We start from the raw sequence: 10,324 nt of genomic DNA, 5'->3' as shown, positions 1-10,324 counted from the left end.
CGCCGCCCGTCCCGCGGCAGCCGCCGCGCCTCCCGCCACGGACGGCGGTGCGCCCGCGCAGCCGCAGCCAGAGGGCCTGGGCACGCCTTTCTCCACCCGGTACGCGCGCTTCGAGCCGGTGCCGTTCTCGGCCCTGCCCGGCTGGTCGGCCGACTCGGCGCGCGAGAGCCTGAGCGCCTTCCGCCAGAGCTGCCTGGCGCTGGGCAAGAAACCGGTCTGGGATGAGCTGTGCGCGGCGGCCGGCCGCATCGCGGCCACGGACGATGGCGGCATCCGCGCCTTCTTCGAACAGCGCTTCCACGCCTATTCCATGCAGAACCCGGACCAGAGCGACGAAGGCGTCATCACCGGCTACTACGAACCGCTGCTGGAAGGCAGCCGCACGCGCAGTTCCCGCTACCCCTACCCCGTCCACGGCGTGCCGGCCGACCTGCTGTTCCTGGACGCGCAGGTGGCGGCCGCGGGCAAGCGGCAGTGGCTGCGGCTGGACGACCGCCGGCTGACGCCCGCCGCCCCCGGCTCGCCCGGGGCGCGCCAGTACGACGTGGACATGGGCGGACTGACGCCGGGTATCCGCGACAAACGCTATCGCGTGCGGGTCGAGGGCAGCCGCATCGTGCCGTACTGGTCGCGCCAGGACATCGAGCGGCGCGCGCTGGACGCGCAGGTGCTGGCCTGGGTGAACGATGCCTATGCGCTGTATTCGCTGCAGATCCAGGGCTCCGGCAAGATCCGGCTGGCAAGCGGCGAAACCCTGCGCGTGGCCTATGGCGAGCAGAACGGCCATCCTTTCCTGCCGCAGGCATCGAGCGCCGACACCGCCACCGTCGGCGCGGCGATCAAGACTCGCGGCCTGACGCTGGGAGGCGGCAGCGCCGCCGCCACCTCGTCGGCCTTGCAGCCGGTGGCAAGCCCGCGTGCCGCCCCGGCCATCCAGCGCGATCCCGACGTGGCGCGCATCATCGCCGCCTTGCAGGGGCGCGGCAACGGGACGCCGGCGCGCCCGGCCGCGCCCTCGCCTGCCGCCGCGATGCCCGTGGCCACGCCTTCTGCCGCCGCCTCGCCGGCCAGCCGGCCCGCGGCCCCCGATCCGGACGTGGCGGCCATCATCGCGGCGCTGGGCGGAAAGGCGCCGGCGCGGCCCGCCGCCAGCCCCGCGCCCGCCACGCCCGCGGATGCGTCCCCCGCCGCGCCCGCCGCCATGGGCGGGGCCGGGCAGGCAACCGGCATCCCCGACCCCAGCTACGTTTTCTTCCGGCTGATCCCCGATGGCCCGCAAGGTCCGCTGGGCGCGCTGGGCGTGCCGCTGACGGCGGGCCGCTCCATCGCGGTGGATCCGCGCACCACGCCCCTGGGCTACCCGGTCTTCGTATCCACCGGCGACCCTTCTCCCGCGGCCGGCACCGTCAACCGGCTGATGTTCGCGCAGGACACCGGCGGCGCCATACGCGGCACGGTGCGCGCCGACTACTTCTGGGGCTTCGGCCCCACGGCCGGCGACCGGGCCGCGCGCATGAAGGAAACCGGCCGGATGTGGCTGCTGCTGCCGCGCGATCTCCAGACCGCGGCCATGACGGCCGCGGTGCGCACGCGCTCGCTGGGCGGCCCGGCGGTGCTGGCCGAATGCGTGGTTCCCGATCCGGACAACTGCGTGGAGCAGTAGGACATCTCGGCACCCGCCGGATGCCACGAGTAATAGGCCATTCGACGAATGGCCGGGGCCGCCGTCCCCTCCTAGACTGCATGCTCCAACGCGCCGGATCGTCCGCCCATGCTCGAGGAACTCCTTCCCTACTACGAAGACGAGCTCACGCATCTGCGCAAGCTCTCGAAGGAGTTCGCCGCGCGCTATCCCAAGATCGCGGCGCGGCTGCTGCTGGACGGCGATGTCTACGAAGACCCTCACGTCGAACGCCTGATCGAGTCCTTCGCCTTCATCGCCTCGCGCATCCACAAGAAGCTGGACGACGATTTCCCGCAGATCACCGAGGCTTTCCTGTCGGTGCTGTATCCGCACTTCCTGCGGCCCGTGCCTTCGATGTCCATCGCCCAGTTGCTGCTGGCGCCGGGCGCGGAGCTGAGCGGCGCGCAGCGCGTCGAGCGCGGCACCACGCTGTTGACGCGCCCCGTGCAGGGCGAGCCCGTGCGCTACCGCAATGCCTGGCCGGTGGAGGTCTGGCCGCTGGAGGTCACGGCCGCCCGCTGTGAATCCATCGAACGCTCGGCCTTCGCGCTGCGCGGCGCGGAGACGGCCGCCACCATCAGCGTGCGCGTGGAGACCCGCGGCCAGGCCAGCTTCGCCCAGCTGGGCGTCGACACGCTGCGCTTCTACCTGGATGGCGAAAGCCCGCTGGTGCATGCGCTGCACGAACTGCTGCTCAACAGTACCAGCCGGGTGCAGATCGCGGCGGCCGAGGGACAGCCCGCGGCCGAGCCGCTGGAGCTGCCCGCCTCCTGCCTGCGTCCGGTGGGCTTCGGCGAGGGCGAAGGGCTGCTGGACTACGATCCCCGCTCGTTCCTGGGCTACCGGCTGATCCAGGAATACTTCGTCCTGCCGGAGAAGTTCCTGTTCGTGGACCTGGCCGGCCTGGACCTGCGCCGCTTCGCCCGCGGCATCGAGATACGCTTTTTGCTCGCGCCCTTCGGCCGCCAGGAACGCCTGGGCCGGCTGGAGCAGACGGTGGGCCGCGATACCTTCAGGCTGCATTGCACGCCCATCGTCAATCTTTTCTCGCAACCGGCCGAACCGGTGCGGCTGACGCACGAGCTGCACGAATATCCCGTGATCCCCGACGTGCGGCGTCCGCTGGGACTCGAGGTCTATTCGGTGGACGGCGTGCGCCGGCACACCCGCGGCGTGTCGCAGGAGCACGTGCGGGAGTTCCTGCCCTTCTTCTCGGTGGCGCACGGCCTGGAGCAGGAGCCCGGTACCTACTGGATCGCCCGCCGGGTCCCTTCGTCGCAGCCGTCGGACGAGGGCACGGACATGCGCATCGCGCTGGTCGACAAGGACATGGATCCCAGCGTGCCGTCGGTGGACACGCTGTCCATCATGCTGACCTGCACCAACCGCGACCTGCCGGCGCTCCTGCCCTTCGGCGGCGAGGACAGCAATCTGCAACTCGAGGACGCCGGCGCCGTGTCCGGCGCGCGGCTGCTGAAGAAGCCCACCGCCACCTGGCGCGCGCCCATGCGCCTGGCCAACCAGTGGCGGCTGATCTCCCACCTGGCGCTGAACCATCTGTCCATCGTCGAGGGCGGACGCGAAGCGCTGCTGGAGATACTGAGCCTGTACAACTTCACCGACTCGGCCAGCCTGCGCAAGCAGATCGCCGGCATCGTGGACGTGGCCGGCGCGCCCTCGGTCGCGCGCGTGGGCGCGGCGCCGCGCCAGGCCTTCGTGCGCGGCACGGACATCACCCTGACCTTCGACGAAAACCAGTACGTGGGCTCGGGCGTCTACCTGCTGGCCTGCGTGCTCGACCGTTTCTTCGGGCTGTACTGCACGGCGAATTCCTGGACCCGGCTGACCGTGCGCACCTTGCAGCGCGAAGCCGCCATGGCCACCTTCGCCCCGCGCTCGGGCAACCAGCACCTGGTGTAGCGCCATGGCCGCTCCCGTCCACAGCCACCTGGCCCTGCTGCAAGCGCATCCGGAGCGATATGGCTTCTTCCAGGCCGTGCGGCTGCTGCTGCGCGGCGCCGGCATGCCGGCGGGGACGCGCGCGATCCCTCCGGACGCCCTGCGCTTCGGCGCCACGCTGGGCCTGTTTTTCCCGCCGAACGAGATCGCCTCCATCGACCGGCCGGCGTGGGCCGGCGCCGACGGACCGCAGCTGATGCGGGTGAACTTCATGGGCCTGGCCGGCCCATCGGGCGTCCTGCCCCGCCACTACACCGAGTGGCTGATGGCCCTGCGCCAGGCGCGGGATCCGGCCGCGCAGGATTTCCTGGACCTGTTCAACCACCGGCTGATCGAACTGTTCTGGCGCGCCTGGGCCCGCCATCGCCCCGAGGTCGCGCTGGAATCGGATGCCGAGTCGGGCGTGCACCGGCACGTCTACGACCTGATCGGCATGGGCACGCCCCATCTTTACGGCAGCCTGTTTCCGCGCCGCGCGGCAGGGTCCCAGGCGCGGCGGCGCCCGCTGCCCGGCGCGGCGCTGGGCTACTACGCCGGCCTGCTGTCGCAGCGGCCGCACGGCGCCGGGTCGCTGGCCCAGGTCATGAGCGACTACCTGCGCGCGCCGGTCGCGGTGGAAAGCTGCGTCGGCACCTGGCAGGAGGTGCCGGCCGGCGACCGCACGCGCCTGGGCCGGCAGGCCGCGACGCTGGGGCGGCAATGCGTGCTGGGCAGCCGCTTCTGGGACCGGCAGAGCACGCTGCGGCTGCGGGTGGGACCGCTGCGGCGCCGCCATTTCGAGCAGTTGCTGCCACCGCCGGACAAGCGCGCGGGCTGGCTGGACGGCACGGTGGAGCTGGCGCGGTTCATGACCGGGCTGGCGCTGGACCTGCGCATCCGGCTGGCGGTCCGCGCCGACGAAGTAAGGCCGCTGCGGCTGGGCGGCGCCGCCACGGATGCCGCCCGCCTGGGCTGGAACACCTGGCTGGGCGGGCGGCGCAGCGCGCGGCCGGCGGACGACTGCGAATTTCAATTCAGCGCAACGGGAGGCCAGTCATGGCGGTGAACCTGCGGGCTTTGGTGGGACGCCTGAACGGCGTATGCAAGGGCGCCATGGAGGGAGCGGCCGGCCTGTGCCTGTCGCGTACCCACTACGACGTCGAGATCGAGCACCTGCTGTCCAAGCTGCTCGAGACCGAGAACACGGACGTCACGCGCATCCTGCGCCAGTTCGACGTCCCCCCCGACCAGGCGCGCAAGGAACTGGACCGCGCGCTGGATACCTTCAAGACCGGCAACTCGCGCACGCCGGCGCTGTCGCCCCATCTGCCGCTGCTGCTGGAACGCGCCTGGGTGTTCGCGTCGGTGGAATACGGCGAGGCCAGGATACGCAGCGGCCATCTGCTGATCGCGCTGCTGGCGGATGCCGACCTCAGGCGCCTGCTGGCGCCCGCCATCAAGTCGCTGCAGGGCATCAACCTGGAATCGCTGCAGCAGAACTTCCACGCCATCGCCGCGGCGTCGGTGGAAGCGCGCGACGCCCTGGCGCTGGGCGACACCGGCGCACCGGCCGACCAGGCGCCGGCGGCCGATGGCGCAGGCGGCAAGCCCAGCGCGACGCCCAACCTGGACCGCTTCTGCATAGACCTGACGCAACGGGCGCGCGAGGGCCACCTGGACCCGGTGCTGGGCCGCGACGAGGAAATACGGCTGATGGTGGACGTGCTGTCGCGGCGGCGCCAGAACAACCCCATCCTGACCGGCGAGCCGGGGGTGGGCAAGACCGCCGTGGTCGAGGGCCTGGCGGCCCGCATCGTGGCCGACGACGTGCCGCCCGTGCTGCGCGGGGTGACGCTGCTGTCGCTGGACCTGGGCCTGCTGCAGGCGGGGGCCAGCGTCAAGGGCGAATTCGAGAACCGGCTCAAGGGCGTGATCGACGAGGTCAAGCGCAGCCCCAAGCCCATCGTCATGTTCATCGACGAGGCGCATACGCTGATCGGCGCGGGCGGCGCGGCCGGCCAGAACGACGCGGCCAACCTGCTCAAGCCGGCCCTGGCCCGGGGCGAGATGCGCACCATCGCCGCCACCACGTGGAGCGAATACAAGAAATACTTCGAGAAGGACGCCGCGCTGACCCGCCGCTTCCAGGTGATCAAGGTGGAGGAGCCCGCCGACGCCAAGGCCGTCGGCATGCTGCGCGGCGTGGCGGCGGCCATGGCGAAGCACCACGGCGTGCGCATCCTGGACGAGGCCGTGGCCGATGCCGTGAAGCTGTCGTCGCGCTACGTGGCGGGGCGGCAGTTGCCGGACAAGGCCGTCAGCGTGCTGGACACGGCCTGCGCCAAGATCGCGGTCGGCCAGCATGCCACGCCGGCCGCGGTGGAAGACGCCCAGCGCAGGCTGGAGGCGCTGGCTACCGAGCGCACGCAACTGGAGTCGGAGGCCGCCACGGGCCTGGACCATGCCTGCCGCCTGGCGGAGATCGCGGCCGACACGGCACAGGTCCAGTCCGCCCTGGAGCGCCTGAAGGAAAAATGGGCGGCAGAGCGCAAGCTGGTGGCCGAGATCGGCACCCGGCTGGATGCGCTGGCCGGCCTGCCGGCCGACGCCCCCGAGCGCGCCGGCGCCGCGCAGGAACTGGACCGGCTGCGCGCCGAACTGCGCGCCGCGCAAGGCGATGCGCCCATGGTCCACGCGCTGGTGGACGGCAACGCGGTGGCCGAAGTGATCGCCGGCTGGACAGGGATCCCGGTGGGCCGCATGGTGGCCGACGAGATCGACGCGGTGCGCCGGCTGGACACGCTGCTGGCCGAACGCGTGATCGGCCAGGACCATGCCCTGCGCGCCATCGCGCAGCGCGTGCGCACTTCGCGCGCGAACCTGGAGGACCCGAACAAGCCCAAGGGCGTGTTCCTGCTGGTGGGCACCAGCGGCGTGGGCAAGACCGAGACCGCCATCGCGCTGGCCGACATCCTGTACGGCGGCGAGCGCAACATGATCACCATCAACATGTCCGAATACCAGGAGGCGCACACCGTCTCCAGCCTGAAAGGCTCGCCGCCGGGCTACGTGGGCTACGGCGAGGGCGGCGTCCTGACCGAGGCGGTCCGCCGGCGGCCCTACAGCGTCGTGCTGCTGGACGAGATCGAGAAAGCCCACCCCGACGTGCTGGAGCTGTTCTTCCAGGTATTCGACAAGGGCAACATGGAAGACGGCGAAGGGCGCGAGATCGACTTCCGCAACACGCTGATCATCCTGACCTCGAACGCCGGCACCGACCTCATCATGCAGGCCAGCGACAACGGCCGCATCCGGCCGCCCGTGGACGAGCTGCTGGAGCTGCTGCGGCCCGACCTGCAGGAAACCTTCAAGCCCGCGTTCCTGGGCCGCTGCGCGCTCGTTCCCTACTATCCGCTGCGCGACGAGAACATGAAGCGCATCGTGCGGCTGAAGCTGGACAAGATCGCCCGCCGCATACGCGCCAATCACGCGGCGGCGTTCGAGTACGACGAGGCGCTGGTGGACGCGATCGCGCAGCGCTGCACCGAGGTCGACTCCGGCGCCCGCAACATCGACAACATCCTGACCGGCACCCTGTTGCCCGAGGTGGCCGATCTCGTGCTGGCCCGCATGGGCGCGGCCGAGCCGATCTCCCGCATCGGCGCCGGCATCGGGACCGACGGCGGCTTCGCCTACACCATCGGCTGACGGCCATGGCCATCTCCACCACCGAACGGCTGTTCGACCTGGCCACGCCGCTGGGCGAGGACGCGTTGCTGGTCGAATCCTTCGAGGGGCACGAAAGGCTGTCCGAACCCTTCCGCTTCCACCTGACGCTGGCCTCGGAACAGGAGGACATCAAGCCGTCCGCCCTGCTGGGCCAGCGCGTGACCCTGCGCGTCTACACCGAGGACGGCGAACGCCACTGGACCGGCTGGGTGTCGAGCTTCGAACGCGCCGGCGAACCGCGCCAGAACGACGACGACAATCACAGCACCCGCTACGTCTGCGACGTGGTGCCGTGGTTCTGGTTCCTGCAGTTGCACGAGGACTCGCGCATCTTCCAGAACCAGAGCATCCCCCGGATCGTCGAGGCCCTGTTCAAGGAATTCAGCTTCTCGGACTACGAACTGCACCTGACCGAGGACTATCCGGACCTGGTCTATTGCACCCAGTACCGGGAAACCACCTTCAACTTCATCTCACGGCTGCTGGAGAGGGCGGGCATCCATTACTTCTTCCGCCACGAGGAAGACGCCGAGATCATGGTGCTGACCGACAACCGGGACAACAACCCCAGGCTGGAGACGGCCACGCTGCCCTTCCACCAGCAGATCCTGCTGGAAGAGCGCGACGGCATCTCGTGGCTGTCGCGCCGCTTCGCCTCGCGCACCGGCCGCTACGTGTCCAACGACTACGACTTCACCAAGCCCGGCACCGATATGCGGGTCTCGATCAATTCCCTGATACGCGTGGGCAACAACGCCGAGTTCGAACGCTACCGCCATCCCGGCGGCTATGCCGAACTGGCCGACGGCGACCAGTTGACCCGGGTGGAGATCGAGGCCGAGGAAGTCGAGTACGAGACCCTGGAAGGCGCCAGCAACGTCCGCACGCTGACGCCGGGCTATGTGTTCGAGCTGGAAGACCATCCCATCGACGCCATGAACGAGGAATACCTGGTCGTGTCGGTGGAGCACAGCGGCACCAACAACCTGGGCGACCTGGGCGGCGAGCGGGCCAGCACCTATGGCAACCGGCTGTCGGTGATTCCCCACCGGGTGACGTACCGCGCGCCGCTGCGCACGCCCCGCGCCCGCGTGAACGGACCACAGACGGCCGTGGTCGCCGGCCCCAAGAGCGAAGAGATCTACACCGACGAGTACGGCCGCATCAAGGTCCACTTCTTCTGGGACCGCCGCAGCCACCGCAACGAGAAGAGCTCGTGCTGGCTGCGCGTGGCCCAGGTCTGGGCCGGCAGGCAGTGGGGCGCGATGTTCATCCCGCGCATCGGCCAGGAGGTCATCGTCGATTTCCTGGACGGCGACCCGGACCGGCCCATCGTGGTGGGCAGCGTCTACAACGCCGACAACATGCCGCCCTACGCGCTGCCCGCGGAACAGACCAAGTCCACCATCAAGACCATGTCCAGCAAGGGCGGCGAGGGCTTCAACGAGATCCGCTTCGAGGACAAGAAGGGCGAGGAACAACTGTTCGTGAACGCCCAGAAAGACATGGACCTGCGCGTGGGGAACGACCGCCGCACCGCCATCGGCAACGACGACCACCTGGTGGTCGAACGCGACCGGCTGGACGAGATCAAGCGCCACCGCCACGAAAAGATCAAGCAGGACCGCGTGGCCGAGATAGGCGGCGACGATCACCTGAAGATCACCGGCATGCAGGCCGTCGCCATCGCCGGCTCGCAGTCGGTGAAGGTGGACGGCGGCGTGGGCGAGTCCTTCAAGAGCCATAGCGAATCGGTTTCGCAAAGCTACTACCTGAAGGCCGGCATGAACGTGGTGCTGGAGGCCGGCGCCAAGCTGTCGCTCAAGGTCGGCGGCAGCTTCATCGACATCTCGGCCGGCGGCATCTACATCCAGGCGCCCATGGTGATGATCAACAGCGGCGGCGGCCCGGCCTCGGGCAGCGCGGCTTCGCTCGTGTCCCCCATGCAGGCGATGCAGGCCGCGCTGGCCACGCGCGCCGACCCTGGCCAGGTCTTCAAGGGCGGCGGGGACGGCGACGAGCCGACGCACGACCCGACGTCGGAAGAGAACCAGGACAAGACGCACTACATCGAGGTCCAGCTGCTGGACGAGGAAGGCCAGCCCGTGACGGGCGAACGCGTGAAGTTCAAGCTGCCCAACGGCAAGACCGCCACCCGCTCCACCGACCAGGAAGGCGTGGCCCGGGTGGCGCGCCTCGACCCGGGGAACTGCGAGATCAGCTTCCCCGGCCTGGACGATTCGGCCTGGGAGTAAGCCATGCCCAACTACACGGTGGGAGAGAACGACAGTATCGCCAGCATCGCCAAGGACCACGGATTCCTGTGGAAGACGATCTGGGAACACGGCAACAACGCCGGCCTGCGCGCCAAGCGCAAGGATCCCAACCAGCTCGTGCCGGGCGACGAGATCTTCATTCCCGACAAGGGGACGAAGTCGGTCAGCAAGCCGGTGGACGCCCGCCACACGTTCACGCGCAAGGGCGAGCCCACCAAGCTCAAGCTGCGGCTGACGGTGCTGGACGAGCCGCGCGCCAAGGAAGCCTATACCCTGGTCTTCGGCGACAAGGTGATCCACGGCGTGACCGACGGCGACGGCAAGCTGGAGCATCCCATCCCGGGCGAGACGCGCAGCGCCACGTTGACGCTGTCCGAGGGCGCCGAGGTCTACGACATCGCCATCGGCGCGCTGCGTCCGGTCAGCGACAACGCCGGCGTGCAGCGCAGGCTGGAGAACCTGGGGTTCGATTGCGGCGGCGAGAGCGGGAGCATCGGCGACGCCACGCGTGATGCGCTCAAGCGTTTCCAGAGCCAGTATGGATTGGAGGCGACCGGCGAGCCGGATGATGCGACGCGCGCCAAGTTGGAAGAGCTCCATGTGTAGGACATTGCATGGGATCGAGTTCTTGATCCGGTCTTGTCTGACGCGGAGGGGGCAGGCAGGGGGGGCCGAGCGCAGCGAAGCCGGTCCCGCT

The 10,324-nt window shown here is 69.8% G+C and carries 6 protein-coding genes; all 6 read left to right on the top strand.

The genetic code is table 11. The features are described 5' to 3' along the window. Positions 1-1,663: MltA domain-containing protein (locus N5K27_RS28460; RefSeq protein ID WP_279820925.1), on the top strand; the 1,663-nt coding region annotated here is incomplete at its 5' end. 108 nt (positions 1,664-1,771) lie between these two features. Then, the gene (gene tssF, locus N5K27_RS28455; protein WP_279820923.1) at positions 1,772-3,604 is read left to right on the top strand and encodes a type VI secretion system baseplate subunit TssF; all 1,833 of its coding nucleotides are present in this window, start codon (positions 1,772-1,774) and stop codon (positions 3,602-3,604) included. Positions 3,605-3,608: 4 nt separating this feature from the next. Then, complete coding sequence (gene tssG / locus N5K27_RS28450) at positions 3,609-4,688, top strand: type VI secretion system baseplate subunit TssG (RefSeq protein WP_279820921.1); 1,080 nt, start codon at positions 3,609-3,611, stop codon at positions 4,686-4,688. Continuing rightward, positions 4,679-7,330 (top strand): type VI secretion system ATPase TssH, encoded by a 2,652-nt coding sequence (gene tssH, locus N5K27_RS28445; RefSeq protein WP_165963018.1) that lies wholly within the window; start codon positions 4,679-4,681, stop codon positions 7,328-7,330. The genes tssG and tssH overlap by 10 nt, the downstream gene beginning before the upstream one ends. A 5-nt stretch (positions 7,331-7,335) precedes the next feature. Beyond that, positions 7,336-9,606 (top strand): type VI secretion system tip protein TssI/VgrG, encoded by a 2,271-nt coding sequence (gene tssI, locus N5K27_RS28440; protein ID WP_279820919.1) that lies wholly within the window; start codon positions 7,336-7,338, stop codon positions 9,604-9,606. A gap of 3 nt (positions 9,607-9,609) precedes the next feature. Beyond that, complete coding sequence (locus tag N5K27_RS28435) at positions 9,610-10,233, top strand: peptidoglycan-binding protein (RefSeq protein WP_087837653.1); 624 nt, start codon at positions 9,610-9,612, stop codon at positions 10,231-10,233. Positions 10,234-10,324 lie beyond the last annotated feature (91 nt).

It is taken from the genome of Pigmentiphaga sp. GD03639, assembly GCF_029845405.1.
Classification (GTDB): domain Bacteria; phylum Pseudomonadota; class Gammaproteobacteria; order Burkholderiales; family Burkholderiaceae_B; genus Pigmentiphaga; species Pigmentiphaga daeguensis.
The sequence above is the reverse complement of the archived record's forward strand: the minus strand, read 5'-3'. Positions and strand labels throughout refer to the sequence as shown.